The following is a 20,551-nucleotide window of genomic DNA, read 5'->3' as shown; positions in this document are numbered from 1 at the left end:
GGTACGCTGCCGCCGTGCGTCCCCCGTCGTCTATGCGTCCCACGTCCAGCCCGCCTCGACCGCTGAGCGGGCTGGCCACCATGCTTGACGCTCCGTCAGGCAGCTCCCGCTCACCGCTGGCCGCGGTGACCGGCGTCACCATCGACTCCCGCCAGGTCGGGCAGGGCGACCTCTACGTCGCGCTGCCCGGCAACACCGCCCACGGCGCCGACTTCTCCGCCCAGGCGATGGCGCGAGGGGCGGTCGCCGTCCTGACGGATCCGGCCGGCCGCGACGCCGCCGTCGCCACCGGCCTGCCGGTGCTGGTCGTCTCCGAGCCGCGCTCCCTGCTCGGCCAGATCTCCTCCTGGGTGTACGGCCAGCCCAGCCACGACATCTGCGTCCTGGGCGTGACCGGCACCAGCGGCAAGTCGACCACCACGTTCCTGCTGGAGGCGGGGCTGCGCGCGGCCGGCCACACCACGGGCCTGGTGGGCGGCGTCGAGATCCACGCCGGCGACCTGGTCATCCAGCCCAAGCTGACCACGCCGGAGGCCTCCGACCTGCACGGCCTGTTCGCGCTCATGCGCGAGCGCGGCGTCACGGCGGCCGCGATGGAGGTCTCCAGCCACGCCCTCGCCCTGGGCAGGGTCGACGGCGTCTTCTACGACGTGGCGCTCTTCACCAACCTGTCGCAGGACCACCTCGACTTCCACAAGGACTTCGACGACTACTTCGCCACCAAGGTGAGATTGTTCCAGCCCGAGTTCAGCAGGACGGGCGTGACCAACCTCGACGACCCCCACGGGCGCGAGCTGCTCCAGCTGGCCAAGATCCCGATGACCACGTTCTCCGCCACCGGCGACCCCGCCGCCGACTGGCGCGCCTTCGACGTCAGGTTCGGCTCCGACGGCAGCGCCTTCAGGGTCGTCGGGCCCGGCGGCGTCGAGGAGGACGTGGCGATCTCGCTGCCCGGCCCGTTCAACGTCGCCAACGCCCTCGGCGCCATCGTGACGCTGGTCGAGGCGGGCGTCCCGGTGCGCACCGCCGCGCACGGCGTGGGCGCCATGACGGGCGTGCCCGGCCGGATGCAGCGCGTCACCTCACCGGGCGAGGAGTTCCAGGCGATCGTCGACTACGCGCACAAACCCGGCGCCGTCGAGTCGGTCCTGACCTCGCTGCGGTCGGTGACCACCGGCAGGCTGACGGTCGTGCTCGGCTGCGGCGGCGACCGTGACAAGGGCAAGCGTCGCCTCATGGGGGAGGCCGCCGCGAGGCTGGCCGATGTGGCGATTTTCACCAGCGACAATCCGCGCTCGGAGGACCCGCTGGCCATCCTGGCGGCGATGATGGACGGAGCGCTCCAGGTGCCGCGCGAGCGACGCGCCCACGTGATCGTCGAGCCCGACAGGGCCGCGGCGATCAGGCTGGCGGTCGAGACGGCCGAGCGCGGCGACGTGCTCGTCGTGGCGGGCAAGGGCCACGAGCAGGGCCAGTACATCTCAGGCGACGTGATCCCCTTCGACGACAGGGCCGTGGTCGCCGAGGCGATCGACGCACGCAAGGAAAGCAGGAAGAACCTATGATCCCGATGCCGCTGGCCAGGATCGCCGAGATAACCTCCGGCGCCCTGTCAGGCATGACGGACCCACGCGCGGTGGTGCGCGGCCCCGTCGTGATCGACTCGCGGGCCGTCGAGCCGGGATCGCTGTTCGTGGCCATCAAGGGCGCCCGCGTCGACGGCCACGACTTCGCCGACCAGGCGATGGCGGCCGGCGCCGTGGCCGTGCTGGCCACCAGGCCGCTGGCGGCGCCCTCGGTCGTCGTGGCCGACCCGGTGCGGGCGCTGGCCGACCTGGCGAGGGCCGTGGCAGGCGCGCTGCCGTCCGCCACCGTGATCGGCCTCACCGGCTCGGCGGGCAAGACCACCACCAAGGACCTGCTGGCCAGGCTGACCGCCCGCATGGGCCCCTCGATCGCGCCGGCCGGCAACTTCAACAACGAGATCGGCCACCCGCTGACCGTGCTGCGGGCCGAGCACGAGACCCGCTTCCTGGTCCTGGAGATGGGCGCCCGCCACGCGGGCCACATCGCCGACCTGGTCCGCATCGCCCCGCCCCGCATCGGCGTGGTGCTCAACGTCGGCACCGCGCACCTGGGCGTGTTCGGCGGCAAGCAGGCCATCGCCGCCGCCAAGGGCGAACTGGTCGAGGGGCTGCCCGCCGACGGCGTCGCGGTGCTCAACGCCGACGACCCGCTGGTGCGCGAGATGGCCGGCCTTACCAGGGCCCGGGTCACGCTCTTCGGCCAGGCCGAGGACGCCGCCGTCCGCGCCGATGACGTCACCGTCGACGAGCGCGGACGCGCCTCGTTCACGCTGCGCACCCCCTCGGGCGCCGCCCACGTGGCGCTCAGGCTCCACGGCGCGCACGCCGTGGAGAACGCGCTGGCCGCCGCGGCCACCGCCTACGAGCTCGGCCTGCCGCTGACCACCATCGCCGACGAGCTGTCGCAGGCCGAGCCGCGCAGCCGGTGGCGCATGGAGGTCACCGACCGCGCCGACGGCGTCACCGTGATCAACGACGCCTACAACGCCAACCCCGACTCCATGCGCGCCGCCTTCGAGGCGCTCGCCGTCCTCGGCAAGGGCCGGCGCCGCTTCGCCGTCATCGCCTCGCTGCGCGAGCTCGGCGAGGAGAGCGAGGCGCTGAACGAGGGCGTCGGCCGTACGGCGGGCTTGGCGGGCCTGTCCGGGCTGATCGTGGCGGGCCCCGACGCCGAACCCGTCCTGCGCGGAGCGGCCGCGGGAGCGGCGGAGTCGGCCGCGCGCGGCGGGCCTGGCGAGCCACCGATCGCGCACGTGCCGGACGCCGAGGCCGCGGGCGCCCTGCTGGCCGAGTGGCTGCGGCCGGGCGACGCCGTGCTGGTGAAGGGGCCGCGCGCGATGGACCTCCAGCGCACCGCCGAGCTGGTCCTCGGGAGGGTCACCAAGTGACCAACATCATCATCGCCGGCGCGGTGGGCCTGATCCTGTCGATGCTCGGCACCCCCCTGGCCATCAGGCTCTTCTCCCGGCGCGGCTACGGCCAGGAGGTCCGCGACGACGGCCCCGAGGCCCACCTCAGCAAGAAGGGCACGCCCACCATGGGCGGCACCGTCTTCGTGCTGGCCGCGCTCATGGCCTACGCCGCCTCCCACCTGGCCATGCTCGAACCGCCGACCGTGTCCGGCCTGCTGGTGCTGTTCCTCATGACCGGCCTGGGCATGGTGGGCTTCCTCGACGACTTCATCAAGATCTACAAGCAGCGCAGCCTGGGCCTGCGCAGCGGCGCCAAGGCGCTCGGCCAGCTCGTCGTCGGTGCCGTCTTCGCCGTCCTGGTCGTGCGCTTCCCCAACGTCTACGGCATCACGCCGGCGCAGACGAAGCTGTCGTTCCTGCGCGACTTCGGCCCGTCGATCCCCATCGTGCTCTTCGCCGCGTGGGTCATCTTCATGATCGTCGGCTTCTCCAACGCGGTGAACCTGACCGACGGCCTCGACGGCCTGGCCTCCGGCGCCACCGCCACCGTGCTCGGCGCCTACGTGCTGATCGGCAACTGGCAGCTGCGCAACAACTGCATCGACAACCTCGGGCCCAACTGCTACTGGGTACGCGACCCGCTCGACCTCGCGGTCGTGGCCGCCGCCGTGCTCGGCGGGCTCATCGGCTTCCTGTGGTGGAACGCCCCGCCCGCCCGCATCTTCATGGGCGACACCGGCTCGCTCGCGCTCGGCGGCGTGCTGGCAGGCCTGGCCATCACCACCCGCACCCAGCTCCTGCTGGCGATCCTGGCCGGGATGTGCGTCATCATCACGGTGTCGGTGATCATCCAGGTCGGCTTCTTCAAGATGACCGGCAAACGCGTCTTCCGCATGGCTCCGCTCCAGCACCACTTCGAGCTGAAAGGATGGGCGGAGACCACGATCGTGATCAGGTTCTGGCTGATCGCGGGTCTGTGCGCGGCCGTGGGTCTCGGCCTGTTCTACGTGGAGTGGATGCCCAAGCCATGATCGTCGTAGCGGGACTCGGCGTCTCCGGCACCGCCGCGGCGCGGGTGCTGGCCGCCCGCGGCGAGCGCGTGGTGGTGCTGGAGGCGGTCGACGGCGAGCGGCAGCGCGTCGTGGCGGGAGAGCTGGCCAGGCTCGGCGTCGAGGTGCGCTTCGGCTCCATGGAGCTGCCCGCGGAGGCGGGCGAGCTGGTCACCACCGGCTGGGCGCCGCACCATCCGCTGATCGCCGCCGCCCTCGCGGCGGGCGTCGAGGTGATCGGTGAGGTGGAGCTGGCGTGGCGGCTGCGGTCCGCGCAGGCCGCGCCGTGGCTGGCGCTCACCGGCACCAACGGCAAGACGACCGTGGTGCGCATGCTGACCTCGATGCTGCTGGCGGCCGGCCGCAAGGCGCTGGCGGTGGGCAACGTCGGGGTGCCCGTGGTGGAGGCGGTCGGCGGGCCGTACGACGTGCTGGCCGTGGAGCTGTCCAGCTTCCAGCTGCACTGGTCCGGCTCCCTCGCGCCGCACGCCGCCGCGATCCTCAACGTCGCGCCCGACCACCTCGACTGGCACGGCTCGCTGGAGGAGTACGCCAGGGCCAAGGGCCGCATCTTCGAGCGGGCGGGCACGGTCGTCTACAACGCCGACGACCCGATCGCCTGCGCGCTGGCCGAGCCGTACCGGCCGGCGGTGGGCTTCACCCTCCAGGTGCCCCGGCCCGGTCAGCTGGGCGTGGTGGAGGACCTGCTGGTCGACCGCGCCTTCGTCGCCGATCCGGTACGGCAGGCCGAGGAGCTGGCCACGCTCGACGACGTGCGCCCCTTCGCCCCGCACAACGTCGCCAACGCCCTGGCCGCCGCCGCCCTGGCCCGCACGGTCGGGGTGCCGGCCGAGGCCGTCCGCCAGGGCCTGCGTGACTTCGTGCCCGACCCGCACCGCATGGCCCACGTCGGCAGGGTCGGCGAGGTCGACTACGTCGACGACTCCAAGGCCACCAACCCCCACGCGGCCGCCGCCTCGCTGGCCGCCTACCCGTCGATCGTGTGGGTGGCCGGCGGGCAGCTCAAGGGCGCCGACGTCGACGACCTGGTCCGGCGGGCCGCGCCCAGGCTGCGCGGCGCGGTGCTCATCGGCGTCGACCGGGCCGCGATCGCCGGCGCGCTCGCGCGACACGCCCCGGATGTCCCCGTGGTGGACCTCGCCGATCGCGACACTGGGGTGATGGACCGTGTCGTCACCGAAGCCGCCAGGCTCGCCGCCCCCGGGGACACCGTGCTGCTGGCTCCCGCCGCCGCCTCCCTCGACATGTTCGCCAACTATCCGGCCCGGGGGGAGGCCTTCGCGCGCGCCGTGGGCAAGCTGGGGGAGCGTTCGTGAGCACGACGGCCGACAACCCCGTCGACCGCCCGACCGGCTGGGTCAGGGAGCAGGCCGCCGGGCTCAAGGAGCTGCTCGACCGGCCGCTGACCACCTACTATCTGATCATCGGGTGCAGCGCGCTGCTGCTGGCGCTCGGCCTGATGATGGTGCTGTCGGCCTCCAGCATCGAGGCGCTGCAGAAGACCGGCGACCCGTTCTACTGGTTCGTCAAGCAGTCGATGTCGGCCGCGCTCGGCGTGCCCGTGATGTGGATCTGCTCGCGGCTGCCGCACCGGTTCTTCCGCTGGGCCGGCTACCCGCTCATGGCGCTGTCGATCATCGGTCTGGGCATCGTGATCTTCGCGGGCGAGTCGCAGCTGGGCGCGCAGCGCTGGATCGACATCGGGCCCATCTACCTGCAGCCGTCCGAGCCGGCCAAGCTCGGGCTGGCGCTGTGGGGAGCCGACCTGCTGGCCCGCAAGGCGCGTGGGGGCCGCATCGAATGGCGCCACCTGCTGATCCCGCTGCTGCCCGGCACCGCGATCCTGGCCGTCATGGTCATGCTGGGCCGCGACCTCGGCACCACGCTCGTGCTGATGCTCATCTTCCTCGCGCTGCTGTGGGTGGTGGGAGCGCCGCTGAAGCTGTTCGGCGGCATCATCGCGATGATGACGGTCGCCACCGTCTTCATGATCACGACTGAGGGCTACCGGTCCGACCGCATCACCGGCTGGCTCGACCCGTGGGGCCACGCCCAGGGCGCCGGCTACCAGGCCGTGCAGGGGCAGATCGCGATGGGCTCCGGCGGCTGGTTCGGCCTCGGGCTCGGCAGCAGCAGGGGCAAGTGGAGCTGGATCCCCCACGCGGAGAGCGACTTCATCTTCTCCATCCTCGGCGAGGAGCTGGGGCTGATGGGCACGCTGTCGGTGATGGCGCTGTTCGGCCTGCTCGGCTACGCGGGCCTGCGGGTGGCGATGCGCGTCAACGACGCCTTCATCAGGCTGGCGGCCGCGGCCGTGGTCGCCTGGGTCGCCGGGCAGGCGATCGTCAACATCGGCGCCGTGATCGGCGTGCTGCCCATCACCGGCATCCCGCTCCCACTGGTCTCCTACGGTGGTTCGGCGTTGTTGCCGACGCTCGCCGCGCTCGGCATGTTGCTGTCTTTCGCCAAACGCGAACCTGGCGCCAAGGAGGCTCTGGCCGCGCGTGGCCCCGGACCGGCCGCGAGGGCTCTAAGCTGGCTGGGCCTGGGGGGTGCGCAACGGGGCCGACCGAGACGACCAACAAGGAATGTGCCGACTGGACGAGTCAGGCCAGATGCGGAACGTTAAGGCGGCACGTTTCTCATCAGTAGGGAGTAAACCGACATGAGGGTGGTCCTCGCCGGTGGCGGGACGGCCGGCCACATCGAGCCGGCTCTGGCCCTGGGTGACGCGCTGCGCAGGCTCGTGCCCGGCGTCGGCGTCACCTGTCTCGGCACGGAGCGGGGCCTGGAGACCACGCTCGTCCCGGCCAGGGGTTACGACCTGCAGCTGGTGCCGGCCGTACCACTCCCGAGGGCGCTGACCCCGCAGCTGCTGACCGTCCCTGGACGGCTGGCGGGCGCCATCAACGCGGCCGCCGGCGTCATGGACAAGGTCCAGGCCGACATCCTGGTCGGCTTCGGCGGCTACGTGGCCACCCCCGCCTACCTGGCGGCCAGGCGGCGCGGGCTGCCGATCGTGGTCCACGAGGCCAACGCGCGCCCCGGCCTGGCCAACCGGCTGGGCGCGCGGCTGACCGACCACGTCTTCACGGGCCACACCCAGAGCACCATGGCCAAGGCCGAGTACATCGGCATCCCGCTGCGCCGGCAGATCGTCGAGCTCGACCGGCTCTCCATGGGCGACAAGGCCCGCTCGTGGTTCGGGCTGCGCACCGACCTGCCGACGCTGCTGGTCTTCGGCGGCTCGCAGGGCGCCCGCTCGCTCAACCAGGCGGCGCTGGCGGCCGGTCCCACCCTGCGCCGGGCCGGCGTGCAGGTGCTGCACGTGCTGGGCCCGAAGAACGCCCTGGAGGAGGAGCCTCCGCCGGGCGACCCGCAGTACGTCGTGCTGCCCTACGTCGACCGCATGGACCTCGCCTACGCCGCCGCCGACTTCGCGCTCTGCAGGAGCGGCGCGCTCACCTGCGCCGAGCTGACCGCCGTCGGGCTGCCGGCCGCCTACGTTCCGCTGCCGCACGGCAACGGCGAGCAGCAGCTCAACGCCACCCCGATCGTGCAGGGGGGCGGCGGCCTCATGATCGACGACTCCGACCTTTCACCTGATTGGATCATCCAGAACGTGCTGCCCATCCTCCGCGACCCCGAGCGGGTCGCCACGATGTCGGAGGCCGCCGCCTCGATGGGGCGAAGGGACGCCGACGTCGCCCTGGCCCGCAAGGTGCTCGAGATCGCGGGAGGCCGCTCATGAACCTGGTACGGCTGGTCGACCCGGTGGCCGCCGAAGACCTCGGCAGGGTCCACTTCATCGGCATCGGCGGCGCGGGCATGTCGGGGATCGCCCGCATCCTGCTCAAGCGCGGCGTCGACGTCTCCGGCAGCGACGCGCGCAGCTCGGAGCTGGTGACGGAGCTGCGTGAGCTGGGCGCCACCGTCCACATCGGCCACGCCGCCTCCCACATCAAGAACGTCGACACCGTCGTGGTCTCCACCGCCATCCGCGACTCCAACCCCGAGCTCGGCGAGGCGATCAAGCAGGGCGTGCGGATCATCCCGAGGGCCGCCGCGCTCGCCTCGGTCATGGCCGGGCGCTCCGGCGTGGCCATCGCGGGCACCCACGGCAAGACCACCACGACCTCGATGCTCACGGTCGCGTTGCAGAAGTGCGGCGCCGACCCCTCCTACTGCGTGGGCGGCCAGCTCGTCACCACGGGCCTCGGCGCCGACGAGGGGTCGGGCGAGGTGTTCGTGGCCGAGGCCGACGAGAGCGACGGCTCCTTCCTCATGCTCGCCCCCGACATCGCGGTCGTCACCAACGTCGAGGCCGACCATCTCGACAACTACGGCGACCCGCGGGCGGTCCACGACAGCTTCGCCCGCTTCGTCGAGCGGGTGCGCCGCACGCTGGTGCTGTGCGTCGACGACCCGGGCGCCGCGGCGCTGGCCGAGCCGGCACGCCAGGCGGGCCTCAAGGTGGTCACCTACGGCGTGGCGGGCGACGCCGACTACCGGATCACCGGCGTGCGCCCCGACGGCTTCGGCGTCGTCTTCGAGGTCGCCGGCAGGGGCGAGGTCAGGTTGTCGGTCCCGGGCGCCCACAACGCGCTCAACGCCGCGTCGGTCATCGCCGTGGCCGACGAGCTGGGCCTGCCGTTCGAGGACATCAGAATGGGCCTGTCGGCCTTCACAGGGGCCAAGCGGCGCTTCGAGGCCAAGGGCGAGGCCGGCGGCGTGGCCGTCTTCGACAGCTACGCCCACCATCCGACCGAGCTGGTCGCCGACCTGCGCGCCGCGCATGACGTGGTCGCCTCCTACTCCGGCGACGGCAGGGTGATCGCGGTCTTCCAGCCGCACCTCTACTCGCGCACCAGGTTCTTCGCCGACGAGTTCGGCGTGGCGCTCGGCCTGGCGGACCAGGCCGTGGTGCTCGACGTCTACGGAGCGCGCGAAGACCCCGAGCCCGGCGTCTCAGGGGCCATGGTGGCCTCCCGGGTGCCGTTGCCCGAGGGCAGCGTGACCTACGCCCCCGACAAGGCCGCCGTGCCCGCCCTGGTGGCCGCGCTGGCCAGGCCCGGCGACGTGGTGCTCACGATGGGCGCGGGCGACGTGACCGAACTCGGCCCGAGGATCGTGGCGGAGCTGTCAGCCAGGTGAGAGCGCGTCAGGCGTTCGTGGCGTTGCTCACCGCGGGCGTGGTGGGCTCGACGGTGTGGCTGGTGTTCTTCTCGCCGGTCCTGGGCGTACGGTCGGTGGAGATCGTGGGAAATCTCACAGTCCCCGCCGACCAGATCAGGAAACAGGCCGCGGTCGCCGAGCTGCATCCGCTGGCCACCGTCGACCTCGACGCGGTCCAGGGCAGGGTGCTGCAGATCAGGCAGCTCGCCTCGGCGAAGGTCGAGCGGATGTGGCCGAGCACGCTCACCATCGAGGTGGTCGAGCGCCGGCCCGTCGCCGTCGTGCCGTACGGCGGCAAGGCGGCGCTGATCGACCGCAAGGGCTTCGTGACCGAGGTGCGCGTGATCGCCCCGCCCCAGCTGCCCGTCCTGCGGGTGGACCGGCCAGGTCCCGCCGACCCCTCGACCGTGGCGGCGATCAAGGTGATCGGGGAGTTGCCCGACAGCCTGCTGGCGCGCATCGACGAGGTGCGGGCCACGTCGCCCGAGGGCATCTCCTTCCGGCTGACCAACGGCCGCACGGTCGTCTGGGGCGGCGCCGACCGGATCGCGGACAAGGTCCGGGTGCTCGAAACGCTGCTCCGGCGCACGGCGACGGTGTATGACGTCAGTTCGCCCGACGTGGTGTCGATGAAATGAGATGGTGGTCGCGAATGGGACAGCGCGCGACACGCCGGACGGCCTTGCGGCGCGGTTAGTTGACCCGCCCGGTAGGCGACTCCTACTGTCCGTATCAATCCTCAGGTTGACATAAATCTGAATCTCAACTTGAGGTTGAGAGTTTTTCGAACAGCTGAAATGGCAAGTCAACGAGCGGAAAGGCCCCTCGTCGTGGCAGCACCGCAGAACTACCTCGCGGTCATCAAGGTCGTCGGCATCGGCGGCGGCGGAGTCAACGCCGTCAACCGGATGATCGAGGAGGGACTCAAGGGCGTCGAGTTCATCGCGATAAACACCGACGCCCAGGCGCTGCTGATGAGTGACGCCGACGTCAAACTCGACGTGGGCAGGGAGCTCACGCGCGGCCTCGGGGCCGGCGCCAACCCGGATGTGGGCCGCAAGGCGGCCGAGGACCACCGTGAGGAGATCGAGGAGGTCCTCAAGGGGGCCGACATGGTCTTCGTCACGGCCGGCGAGGGCGGCGGCACGGGCACCGGCGGCGCCCCCGTCGTCGCCAACATCGCGCGCTCCCTCGGCGCGCTGACCATCGGTGTGGTCACCAGGCCCTTCAGCTTCGAGGGCCGCCGCCGCGCCATGCAGGCCGAGGCGGGCATCGAGACCCTGCGCGACGAGGTCGACACCCTCATCGTGATCCCCAACGACAGGCTGCTGTCGATCTCCGACCGGCAGGTCAGCGTGCTGGACGCCTTCAAGGCGGCCGACCAGGTGCTGCTGTCGGGTGTCCAGGGCATCACCGACCTGATCACCACGCCCGGTCTGATCAACCTCGACTTCGCCGACGTGAAGTCGGTCATGTCCGGAGCGGGCTCGGCGCTGATGGGCATCGGCCACGCGCGCGGCGACGACCGCTCGGTGGCCGCCGCCGAGATGGCCGTCTCCAGCCCGCTGCTGGAGGCCTCCATCGACGGCGCCCACGGCGTGCTGCTGTCGATCGCGGGCGGGTCCGACCTGGGCCTGTTCGAGATCAACGAGGCGGCCCAGCTGGTCTCGAACGCCGCCGCGCCCGACGCCAACATCATCTTCGGCACGGTCATCGACGACGCGCTCGGCGACGAGGTGCGCGTCACCGTCATCGCCGCGGGCTTCGACGAGCTGGCCCCGGCCGACAAGCCCATGCTGCAGCAGACCCGCCAGCAGCCCAGGCCCGCGGCCGGCACGTCCCAGGCCGCGCCCGCCGTCTCGGCCCCCGTACGGCCCGCGCCCGCCCCGGCGCCGAGCGTGAAGGCCGAGCCGCCGCGCGTCGAGCCCCGCGTCGAGGTCAGGCCCGAGCCCCCGCGGCCCGAGCTGCGCGCCGAGCCGCGCTCCGACCTGCGGCCCGAGCTGCGTGCGGAGCCCCGTCCCGAGCCGCGTGCCGAGATCCGTCCCGAGCCGAGGCCGGAGCCGCGCCCCGAGCCGGTGCGCGCGGTGGAGACGCCGCCGCCCCCGGCGGTCGTCGCGCCGGAGGAGGAGCCGCCTCCGCCGGTGTCGATCCCGCGCCCCGCGCCCGAGGTGACCAACCCGCCGACCCCGATCTCCTCCCGCATGTCGGAGCCGCCCAGGCGGCCCAGGGTGGTCTTCGAGGAGCAAGAGGAAGAGCTGGACGTACCCGACTTCCTGAAGTGAGATTCCTCACCCGGTGAGGCCGGGGGAGGGGATCACACCCCCGCTGCGAGGCTCATGGGCCGTCGCGGTGGGGGTTCGGTGCGTTCGGAGCCGGCGACGACTCGCCGGCCCTGACCCCGGTTCGCGGGAACGGTAGGAACGGTGCACGATGGATGCCTTGTGGACGTAACACGCACATCGCAGATAGCGGCGGGCCTGGCGGAGGTCGAGGCGCGCATCGCCGAGGCCTGTGCGGCCGCCGGTCGCGCCCGTGACGAGGTCACGCTCATCGCGGTCACCAAGACCTACCCCGCCGCCGACGTCAGGATCCTGGCTGGGCTCGGCGTGCGGGAGATCGGGGAGAACCGCGACCAGGAGGCCTCCCTCAAGGCCCGCGAGTGCGCCGACCTGCCGTTGACCTGGCACTTCGTCGGCCAGCTGCAGACCAACAAGGTGCGCTCGGTGGCCGGGTACGCCGACGTGGTCCACTCCGTCGACCGCTCGCGGCTGGTCGCCGCGCTCGGGCGCGAGGCCGTCAGGGCGGGCAGGCGGATCGGCTGCCTGGTGCAGGTCGCCCTTGACGACGATCCTGACCGGGGCGGGGTCCGCCCCGTCGACGTGCCGGCACTGGCCGACGAGATCGCGGCCACCGACGGGCTCAGGCTCGGCGGCGTCATGGCCGTCGCCCCGCTGGGGGAGGAACCGGGCAAGTCGTTCGCCCGGCTGCGGGAACTGGCACTGGCCGTACAGGCCGGGCATCCTGGTGCGACCATAATCTCGGCGGGGATGAGCGGCGATCTGGCGCAGGCAATCGCGCACGGCGCGACACACGTGCGCGTCGGTACGGCGTTGCTCGGTCGTCGCAAGCCCTTCGTCAGGTAATGTCCCCTCCAGCGGATCGTGAGGTCCGCGGCAGAAGTAGAGGTCGATCAGCGGTGAGCTCCAAGGGGGTACGGCTACCGCCTCGGCCCGGCCGCCGACACGCACCCCGGCGGAAGGCCCGAGCGAGTGCGACCATGAGCAGGAGGACGACGTAGCGATGGCCGGCGCGATGCGCAAGATGGCGGTCTACCTCGGTCTCGTGGAGGACGACCGCTACGAGAGGTACGAGACCTACACCGACGACGACTACGAGTACGAGGAGGAGTCGCGCCGGACCGAGCAGGACCGTCCGGCGGCCTCCCACGACCGTGACGACGACTCCGACCCCGGTGTGCCCGCGCCCCGGCCGGCCACGACTGTCCTGGAGCGCCGCACGACCGATCTGGCGCGCATCACCACGCTCCACCCGCGCACCTACAACGAGGCGCGCACCATCGGCGAGCACTTCCGCGACGGCACTCCCGTCATCATGAACCTGACCGAGATGGTTGACTCCGACGCCAAGCGGCTTGTCGATTTCGCGGCAGGTCTGGTCTTTGGCCTACACGGGAGCATCGAACGTGTTACCAACAAGGTGTTCCTGTTGTCCCCAGCCAATGTCGAGGTGACCGCCGAGGACAAGGCCCGAATCGCGGAACGCGGGTTCTTCAACCAGAGTTAGAGTCTGTGTATGTCTATCGACCCGACCCTGGTCTCACCGAGGCCGGGAGGGGCACCTAGAAGTGGAGGCGCGGCCGGACCGTGGGGATCGTAGGCGAGATCTTGGTCGTTGTCCTGTCTCTGTATCTGGTGTTGCTCATCGGCAGAATGATCTTTGAGACGGTGCAGGCGTTCGCCCGGCAGTGGCGTCCATCGGGATTCGTCCTGGTGCTCGCCGAGGCCACATACACCGCAACCGACCCACCTCTCAAGTTTCTCCGCCGTTTCATTCCTCCCCTCCGGTTGGGTACGGTGGCCTTTGACCTAAGCTTCACAGTGCTTTTCATTGTGGTCTTGGTCATGATCCAACTCGTGTCCGCGCTGTAGTGATCGGGTACCGTCCCTCCGGACAGACTCCAAGCGCGCCAAGGAGACCAAAAAGATGCCGCTGACGCCCGCTGATGTGCGGAACAAGCAATTCAGTACCACCCGGCTGCGGCCGGGCTACGACGAGGAAGAGGTGGATGCCTTCCTCGACGAGGTCGAGGCTGAGCTTGACCGCCTGATCCAAGAGAACGAGGAGCTCCGCGCCAAGCTGGCCGAGTGCCTGCGTGGCAAGGTGCCCGGCGGCATGAACATGCCGATGGCCTCCGCCCCCGTGCAGGAGCAGCCCAAGCCGGAGATGATGGCGCCCCCGCAGCCGGAGCCCATGCAGGCTCCGCCGCCGCCGCAGCCGGTTCCCGTGGCCATGAGCATGCCTCCCGCCGAGGACAACATGGACACCGCGGCCCGCGTGCTCGCCCTCGCGCAGCAGACCGCCGACCAGGCGATCGCCGACGCGCGCCGCGAGGCCGACGAGACCGTCACCCGCGCCCGCCGCGAGGCCGACGACATCCTCACCAAGGCCCGCCGCCAGGCCGAGCAGGTCATCGGCGACGCCCGCGCCCGCGCCGAGACGCTCGAGCGCGACGCCCAGGAGCGGCACCGCCAGGCGATGGGTTCCCTCGTGCAGACCCGTGACGAGCTCGAGCGCAAGGTCGAGGAGCTGCGCAGCTTCGAGCGCGAGTACCGCAGCAGGCTCAAGCTCTACCTGGAGAACCAGCTCGCCGAGCTGACCGTCTCCGCGGAGGGCGGCAGCGGCGGCTTCCCCGTCATCCCCAGCGGCCCGATGGGTGGCGCCCCCGCCATGACCCACGCGGTCCCGCAGGGCGGACAGCAGCCCCTGCCCGGCGCGCCCAGCCCGTTCGGCGGCGACCAGTCGCAGCACCAGGGTGCCTTCCAGGGCGCCGACGGACCGCACAACGACCGTCGCTAACGCCGGTAAGGTAACGGGTCAGGTTCGCTTCTGGTCCGTCACTCGAAAGAGCCCCCTGTGATCCTCATCAGCGCTGGTCTGGTGCTCGCTGCGGTCGTGTTGCTGATCGCGGGCTTCATCATGGCTGAACCGTTCCTGATCATGTGGTCGATCGTGGTCAGCGTGCTGTCTGCGCTCTTCCTCGTGATCGGGGCGTTCCTGCGGCGTCACGAGCTCTTCCCCGGCGGCGGTGGTGCCGGGGCGAAGACTCCGCAGGCGAACGCCCCGATGGTCACCCCCACGGCGATCACGCCCGCGGGGGCGGCCACGGCGCCCACGATGCCGCACCAGCAGCCCCCCAGGCCGCTCACCCCCGCATCGCCCGTCCCCTCGGGGATGGGGCCGCGGCCGGCGACCGCCCCCGGGGCGCCGCCCCGGCCCGCGGCGGGAGCGCCGAGAGGGATCTCGCCCGACGCGATCGTGCTGGTGATTCCCGGTCGCAAGCGCTACCACGTGGCCGGTTGCCGCCAGCTGGCCGGGCGGGAGTACGAAGAACTCACCTTCGAGGAGGCACGCGAGGAGGGCTTCACGCCCTGCACGACGTGCCTGCCCGACGCCGCGCTCGGAGGGCGGCAGGTACCACCTGCCGCCGAGCCGCGGCAGGGCCAGCCCGCCGGTCGCGCCCCCTACACGGCCGCCCAGGGTCCCAGGGACACCGCGCCCGCAGGCCGTCCCGCCTCCTCCGCTCCGCCCGCCGGAGCCGCTTCACCTGCCGGAGCCGTCTCACCTGCCGGCGCCGCCTCACCCGTCGAAGCCGCCTCGCCGACCGAGGCCGCTCCGGCCCGCGAGCGTGAGAGCGCGGCGCAGACCGGCTCTCGCCCCCCAGCGGGCGGGCCCGGCGCACCGGCATCCACCGACGACAACGACAGTCCCCAGGGCCGTCCGGCCGGTGCCAAGCCCACGAGCACCCCTTCCGCCGGCGCGCCGGAGACCGCTGCGAGCACGCAGGCGACGCCCACCGCCGGATCCACAACCTCGGACGACACGTCCGCGACCTCGGACGACACGTCCGCGACCTCGGACAGCACGTCTACGGCTTTGCACGGCACGTCCGGGACCTCCGGTGGCACGTCCGCGACCTCCGGCGGCACTCCTGCGGCGTCGGACGGCGCGTCTGCGGCATCGGGCGGCAAGGCGGAGGCGGCGAGCGCCGAGCCCGCCGCGTCGGTCGGCAAGCCTGCGACGCCCGGCGGCAGGCCCGCGACGTCGGCCGGCAAGCCCGGAACGTCCGGTGGCGCGGAGGTCGCCCCCGGCGGCGATGAGGAGCCGTCCCCGGGCAAGGCGAAGACGCCCACCGAGAAGGTCGGGACGCCCGCTGGCAAGGTCGGGACGTCCGCCGACAAGGTTGAGACGTCCGCCGACAAGGTCGGGAGCGCCGCCGAGAAGGCCGGGCCGGCCGACGGCAAGGCGGCCGGTGCCGCCGGCCGTCCGCAGCCGTCGGGGAAGGCCGCTCAGAGTGCTCCAGCCGAGGCTGAGGACGACGAGCGCGACACGGCGCCGGGTGGCCTTCCCCTGCCACCGGCCATGCCGGGCAGGCTCGTAGCGGGCGTTCCAGGCTCCGCCCAGCGCAAGCCCGCCGTCCAGGAGGAGCAGGCGGCCGACGAGGACACCGCCACCCAGCAGACCCAGCGGCTGCGTCCGCCCGCCGGTGCCGCCTCCTCCGGCCCTGAGCCGGAGTCGGAGCCGGAGGCCGAGCGTCCCGGCGGCAAGTCCGCGACCTCCCGCGGAGGATGGTTCGACCGCCCCGAGTCCATGGCCAAGGAGCCGGTGGAGCCGGAGGTGACCGCACCCGGGCGCGCCGGGCCTCCGGTCGCCTCCGGTCCCACCCCACCCGCCCCCGGTACGGCAGGCGGCGCCGAGAAGGGCGAGAGCGCGAACGACACCGTCAGGCTCGACCGGCCCGGCATCGTCAAGGTGATCGGCGGCACCAAGCGCTTCCACAACTCCTCCTGCCCGCTGGTGCGGGCCGCCGAGGCGGGTGGCGTGCTGTCGATGCCACGCGCCGAGGCCGAGGCGAAGGGCCTCACCCCGTGCTCGGTGTGCATGCACGAGCACCAGACCGTCGGCTGATCCCGGCCTGAGACGCCTTCGCGCCGCCACCCGCGGGACCTTCCCCGGGCGGCGGCGCCGTTTCCTGGACAGGACGAGCCAGGCTCGCTCCGATACCGGCCACCGGGGAGTGGGCTACCAGTTGCCATATGCCAGATGCCGGCCAGAGCCGGACGCCGGATGTCGGGTGCCTGGAGCTGGATGCCGGATGCCGGACGCCGGGTGTCGGATGTCGGATGTCGGGTGTCTGACGCTCGATGTCGCGTGCCGGATGTCGGTTGTCTGACCCTGGATGCCGGACATCGGGTGGGGGATGCCGGATACCGAGTGCGGGCCCCTCTTCAGGTGCGACGCGGTGAGAACGCGGTGAGCCGGGGCGATCCGGCGTGGGGTGGGATGCGGGCAAGGGGCGACGGGTGCGGGGGCGTGCCTGGGAAGGGACGGGCCCGCCGGGAGTGGGATCGCCTCAGAGCGGGAGCGGCGGTCGGCGCCAGTTCTGAGGGCCACCGTGTCAGGCGATCAGCATGGCCGGCCGAATGGGTCGTGCCACCCGGTGGCGGGCCGTGCCGGACGATCAACGCGGGTGAGGCAGGCTGGCCGTACCTGAGATCGGTCTTCGCAGACGGGCGGACCCCGGCGTCGGTTCCGTGGTCGGGTGGGACCTGAGGTCCCGTTTCGTGGCCGGGTGGACTCCGGGTCGAGGTTCGTGATCGGGCGGAACTCCGGGGTCGCGTTCGTGGTCGGGTGGGATCTGGGGTCCGGTTTCGTGGTCGGGTGGACACCGGACCCCGGGGCCGGGGTTCGTGGTCGGGCGGAACTCCGGGGTCGGTTCCGTGGCCGGGTGGACCCCGGGGTCGGGGTTCGCGGCCGGGTGGGTCACGGGAACGCGAAGAGCGCGGCCCCCGGGAGAGGGGGCCGCGCTCTCCTTACTTGTCAGGCGCGCCGCAGCTGGAAGGTCAGCCCCAGGTCGGCGTCGGACAGGACGGGCAGGCCGTCGGTCTGCCCCTCGGCCAGGCTGGTGGCGAGGACCTCCTCGGCGACCTGCGAGCCGTCCGCGCGCAGCGCCTCGGCCAGTTCGGGCGACGAGGCCGACCACCACAGCTCGATCCGGTCGGTGATGGACAGCCCCGTGGACTTGCGGGCGTCCTGGACCAGGCGGATCACCTCGCGGATCAGTCCGGCCCTGCGCAGTTCGTCGGTGATGGTCAGGTCGAGCGCGACCGTCTCGCCGGTGCCGGTGTCGACCGCGCCGGTCTCCACGGCCCATCCCGACTTGGGCTGCTCGGTGACGATCACCTCGTCCGCCGTGAGCGACACCGCGCCGAGCTCGCCCGCCTCGACCGAGACGGCCGACCCGGAGCGGAGCGAGGCCGCCAGCGTGGCGGGGTCGGCGGCCGAGACGGCCGCGGCGACCAGCTTGGTCTGCGAGCCGAACCGCTTGCCGAGCGCCCTGAAGTTGGGCTTGACGGTGAAGGACACCAGGTCCGAGCTGAAGCCGGACAGGTCTTCCAGCGCCTGCACGTTCAGCTCGTCGGCGATCAGGTCGCGCAGCTCGGCGGTGAGCCCCGCCCAGCCCGGCGCGCCCACGAGGGCCCTGCCGAGCGGCTGCCGCGTCTTGACGCCCGAGGTGGCGCGGGCCGAGCGGCCCAGCTCGACCAGCCGGCGCACCAGCGCCATCTGGGCCGACAGCTCAGGGTCGAGCAGGTCGTCCTTCACCTGCGGCCAGCCGGCCAGGTGGACAGACGACGGCGCGTCGACGCCGCGCAGCACGTCCCACAGGTAGTCGGTGATGAACGGGGTGATCGGCGCCATGAGCCTGGTGACGGTCTCCAGGCACTCGTACAGCGTGGCGAACGCCTCGCGCGAGCCCTGCCAGAAGCGGCGGCGCGAGCGCCTGACGTACCAGTTGGACAGGTCGTCGAGGAAGTCGGCGAGCCTGCGGCCGGCCCGTACGGTGTCGAAGGAGTCGAGCGCGGCCGACACCTCGGCGACCGTCCGGTGCAGCTCGGCCAGCGCCCACCTGTCGATGAGCGGGCGCTCGGCGACGGGCGGCGCCTCGGCGGCCAGCGCGGGCGACCACGACTCGGCGTTGGCGTACAGGGTGAAGAAGGAGGCGGTGTTCCAGTAGGTCAGCAGGACCTTCCTGACGATCTCCTCCAGCGCGTGGTGGCCGACGCGGCGCGCCGCCCACGGCGAGCCGGAGGCGGCCATGAACCAGCGCAGGGCGTCGGCGCCGTGCTGGTCCATCAGCGGGATGGGCTCCAGCACGTTGCCCAGGTGCTTGCTCATCTTGCGGCCGTCCTCGGCCAGGATGAGGCCGAGGCAGAGCACGTTCTCGTAGGAGGACTGGTCGAAGACCAGCGTGCCGACCGCCATCAGCGAGTAGAACCAGCCGCGGGTCTGGTCGGTCGCCTCGCAGATGAACTGGGCCGGGTAGACGCCCTCCGGCTTGCCCTTGGCGCCCCACTGGGCGAACGGCATCGAGCCCGAGTCGTACCAGGCGTCGATCACGTCGGGCACCCTGCGCGCCTCGGCACCGCAGGTGGGGCAGGCGAAGGTGATGTCGTCGACGAAGGGGCGGTGCGGGTCGAGGGCCGACAGCTCCTGCCCCGCGTACGAGCCCAGCTCCTCGAGCGAGCCGACGCAGGTGACGTGCGACTCGTCGGCCGAGCACACCCACAGGGGGAGCGGCGTGCCCCAGTAGCGGGAGCGCGACAGCGACCAGTCGACGTTGTTGCGCAGCCACTCGCCGAAGCGGCCCCACTTGATGGTCTCGGGGAACCAGTTGGTCTTCTCGTTCTCCTCGAGCATCCGGTCCTTGACCGCGGTGGTGCGGATGTACCAGGCGGGCAGGGCGTAGTAGAGCAGCGCGGTGTGGCAGCGCCAGCAGTGCGGGTAGCTGTGCTCGAAGTGGCCGCCGCGGAGCAGCAGGCCGCGGGCGCGCAGGTCGGCGGTGAGCTCCTCGTCGGCGTCCTTGAAGAACCGGCCGCCCACCATGGGGACGTCGGGCAGGAAGCGGCCGTCGGGGCCGATCGGGTTGACGATCGGCATGCCGTACGTCTTGCAGACGGTCATGTCGTCGGCGCCGAAGGCGGGCGCCTGGTGGACCAGGCCGGTGCCGTCCTCGACGGTCACGTAGTCGCCGAGCACGACGTAGTGCGCGCCGGGGATGTCGACCAGGTCGAACGGCCGGGAGTAGGACGTGCGCTCCAGCTCGCGCCCGCTGAAGCGGGCGACCTCGGTGTAGCCCTCGCCGAGCACCTGCGCCAGCAACGGCTCGGCGACGACGAGCACCTCGCCGTCGGCGGTGCGGGCGGCGACGTAGGTCACCTCGGGGTGGACGGCCACCGCCGTGTTGGACACCAGCGTCCACGGCGTGGTGGTCCAGATCAGCAGGGAGGCGTTCAGCTCGGCCAGCGGGCCGGAGGTGACGGGCATCCTGACGTAGACCGACGGGGAGGAGATCGTCTCGTAGCCGCCGGGCTGGCCCAGCTCGTGGTCGGACAGGCCGGTGCCGCAGCGCGGGCAGTACGGCGTGATGCGGAAGTCGCGGAACAGCAGGCCCTTGTCGAAGATGACCTTGAGCGACCACCAGACGGACTCGACGTAGTCGGGGTCCATCGTGCGGTAGGCCGTGGACAGGTCGATCCAGTAGCCCATCCGCTCGGTCAGCTCTTCGAAGGCGTCGACGTGGCGCAGCACCGACTCGCGGCACTTGGCGTTGAACTCGGCGATGCCGTACGCCTCGATGTCCTTCTTGCCCGTGAGGCCGAGTTCCTTCTCGATGCCCACCTCGACGGGCAGGCCGTGGCAGTCCCATCCGGCCTTGCGGGGCACGCTGAAGCCACGCATGGTCTTGTACCGGGGGAAGAGGTCCTTGAAGACGCGCGCCTCGACGTGGTGGACGCCCGGCAGGCCGTTGGCGGTGGGCGGGCCCTCGTAGAAGACCCAGGTGGGGGCGCCTTCGTTCTGCTCGACGGAGCGCTCGAAGATCTTCCCGTCCCGCCACCGGTCGAGGACCTCACGCTCGAGCGCGGGCAGGTCGACCTGCGCGGGTAGAGAGCGGAAATAGTGGGACATCTCGGGCGGGACCTCCACGTGTCAGGCTCGGTGACGGTGTGAA

At 71.9% G+C, this 20,551-nt stretch carries 15 protein-coding genes; 14 read left to right on the top strand and 1 reads right to left on the bottom strand.

The window, feature by feature from the left end; all coding sequences use genetic code 11:
• Nucleotides 1–32: 32 nt before the first annotated feature.
• The 14 genes from ACWENQ_RS20940 to ACWENQ_RS20875 all read left to right on the top strand — a co-directional run bounded on the left by ACWENQ_RS20940 (nt 33) and on the right by ACWENQ_RS20875 (nt 16,449).
• Complete coding sequence (locus ACWENQ_RS20940) at nt 33–1,565, top strand: UDP-N-acetylmuramoyl-L-alanyl-D-glutamate--2,6-diaminopimelate ligase (protein WP_452415697.1); 1,533 nt, start codon at nt 33–35, stop codon at nt 1,563–1,565.
• On the top strand, nt 1,562–2,974 hold the full coding sequence (locus ACWENQ_RS20935; protein ID WP_452415696.1) for a UDP-N-acetylmuramoyl-tripeptide--D-alanyl-D-alanine ligase: 1,413 nt from the start codon (nt 1,562–1,564) through the stop codon (nt 2,972–2,974). The genes ACWENQ_RS20940 and ACWENQ_RS20935 overlap by 4 nt, the downstream gene beginning before the upstream one ends.
• Nucleotides 2,971–4,029 carry a phospho-N-acetylmuramoyl-pentapeptide-transferase gene (gene mraY, locus ACWENQ_RS20930; RefSeq protein WP_449921006.1) on the top strand — a complete coding sequence of 353 codons (1,059 nt, stop codon included), beginning with the start codon at nt 2,971–2,973 and terminating at the stop codon, nt 4,027–4,029. The genes ACWENQ_RS20935 and mraY overlap by 4 nt, the downstream gene beginning before the upstream one ends.
• The gene (gene murD / locus ACWENQ_RS20925; protein ID WP_449921003.1) at nt 4,026–5,384 is read left to right on the top strand and encodes a UDP-N-acetylmuramoyl-L-alanine--D-glutamate ligase; all 1,359 of its coding nucleotides are present in this window, start codon (nt 4,026–4,028) and stop codon (nt 5,382–5,384) included. The genes mraY and murD overlap by 4 nt, the downstream gene beginning before the upstream one ends.
• Nucleotides 5,381–6,697: a putative lipid II flippase FtsW gene (ftsW, locus tag ACWENQ_RS20920; RefSeq protein ID WP_449921001.1), complete on the top strand. Its 1,317-nt coding sequence runs from the start codon at nt 5,381–5,383 to the stop codon at nt 6,695–6,697. Before murD ends, ftsW begins: the two co-directional genes overlap by 4 nt.
• A 36-nt stretch (nt 6,698–6,733) precedes the next feature.
• A complete protein-coding gene (murG, locus tag ACWENQ_RS20915) occupies nt 6,734–7,819 on the top strand; it encodes an undecaprenyldiphospho-muramoylpentapeptide beta-N-acetylglucosaminyltransferase (protein ID WP_449920999.1) in 1,086 nt (361 codons plus the stop codon).
• On the top strand, nt 7,816–9,222 hold the full coding sequence (gene murC / locus ACWENQ_RS20910) for a UDP-N-acetylmuramate--L-alanine ligase (RefSeq protein ID WP_449920997.1): 1,407 nt from the start codon (nt 7,816–7,818) through the stop codon (nt 9,220–9,222). Before murG ends, murC begins: the two co-directional genes overlap by 4 nt.
• Nucleotides 9,219–9,881 carry a cell division protein FtsQ/DivIB gene (locus ACWENQ_RS20905; RefSeq protein ID WP_354910345.1) on the top strand — a complete coding sequence of 221 codons (663 nt, stop codon included), beginning with the start codon at nt 9,219–9,221 and terminating at the stop codon, nt 9,879–9,881. Before murC ends, ACWENQ_RS20905 begins: the two co-directional genes overlap by 4 nt.
• 192 nt (nt 9,882–10,073) lie before the next feature.
• On the top strand, nt 10,074–11,525 hold the full coding sequence (ftsZ, locus tag ACWENQ_RS20900) for a cell division protein FtsZ (protein WP_452415695.1): 1,452 nt from the start codon (nt 10,074–10,076) through the stop codon (nt 11,523–11,525).
• Between the two features lie 159 nt (nt 11,526–11,684).
• The gene (locus ACWENQ_RS20895; protein ID WP_449920992.1) at nt 11,685–12,386 is read left to right on the top strand and encodes a YggS family pyridoxal phosphate-dependent enzyme; all 702 of its coding nucleotides are present in this window, start codon (nt 11,685–11,687) and stop codon (nt 12,384–12,386) included.
• A gap of 157 nt (nt 12,387–12,543) precedes the next feature.
• Nucleotides 12,544–13,047: a cell division protein SepF gene (locus ACWENQ_RS20890; RefSeq protein WP_449920989.1), complete on the top strand. Its 504-nt coding sequence runs from the start codon at nt 12,544–12,546 to the stop codon at nt 13,045–13,047.
• A gap of 80 nt (nt 13,048–13,127) precedes the next feature.
• The gene (locus ACWENQ_RS20885; RefSeq protein ID WP_183659086.1) at nt 13,128–13,412 is read left to right on the top strand and encodes a YggT family protein; all 285 of its coding nucleotides are present in this window, start codon (nt 13,128–13,130) and stop codon (nt 13,410–13,412) included.
• Nucleotides 13,413–13,467: 55 nt separating this feature from the next.
• Entirely contained in the window at nt 13,468–14,340 is an 873-nt protein-coding gene (locus ACWENQ_RS20880; protein WP_354910351.1) for a DivIVA domain-containing protein, read from the top strand.
• Between the two features lie 57 nt (nt 14,341–14,397).
• On the top strand, nt 14,398–16,449 hold the full coding sequence (locus ACWENQ_RS20875) for a hypothetical protein (protein ID WP_452415694.1): 2,052 nt from the start codon (nt 14,398–14,400) through the stop codon (nt 16,447–16,449).
• Nucleotides 16,450–17,361: 912 nt separating this feature from the next.
• Here ACWENQ_RS20875 and ileS read toward each other — a convergent pair.
• Entirely contained in the window at nt 17,362–20,508 is a 3,147-nt protein-coding gene (ileS, locus tag ACWENQ_RS20870) for an isoleucine--tRNA ligase (protein ID WP_449920984.1), read from the bottom strand.
• Between the last annotated feature and the right edge of the window lie 43 nt (nt 20,509–20,551).

This window comes from Nonomuraea sp. NPDC004354 (genome assembly GCF_053602555.1).
This window is presented reverse-complemented; position numbering and strand designations above follow the sequence as displayed.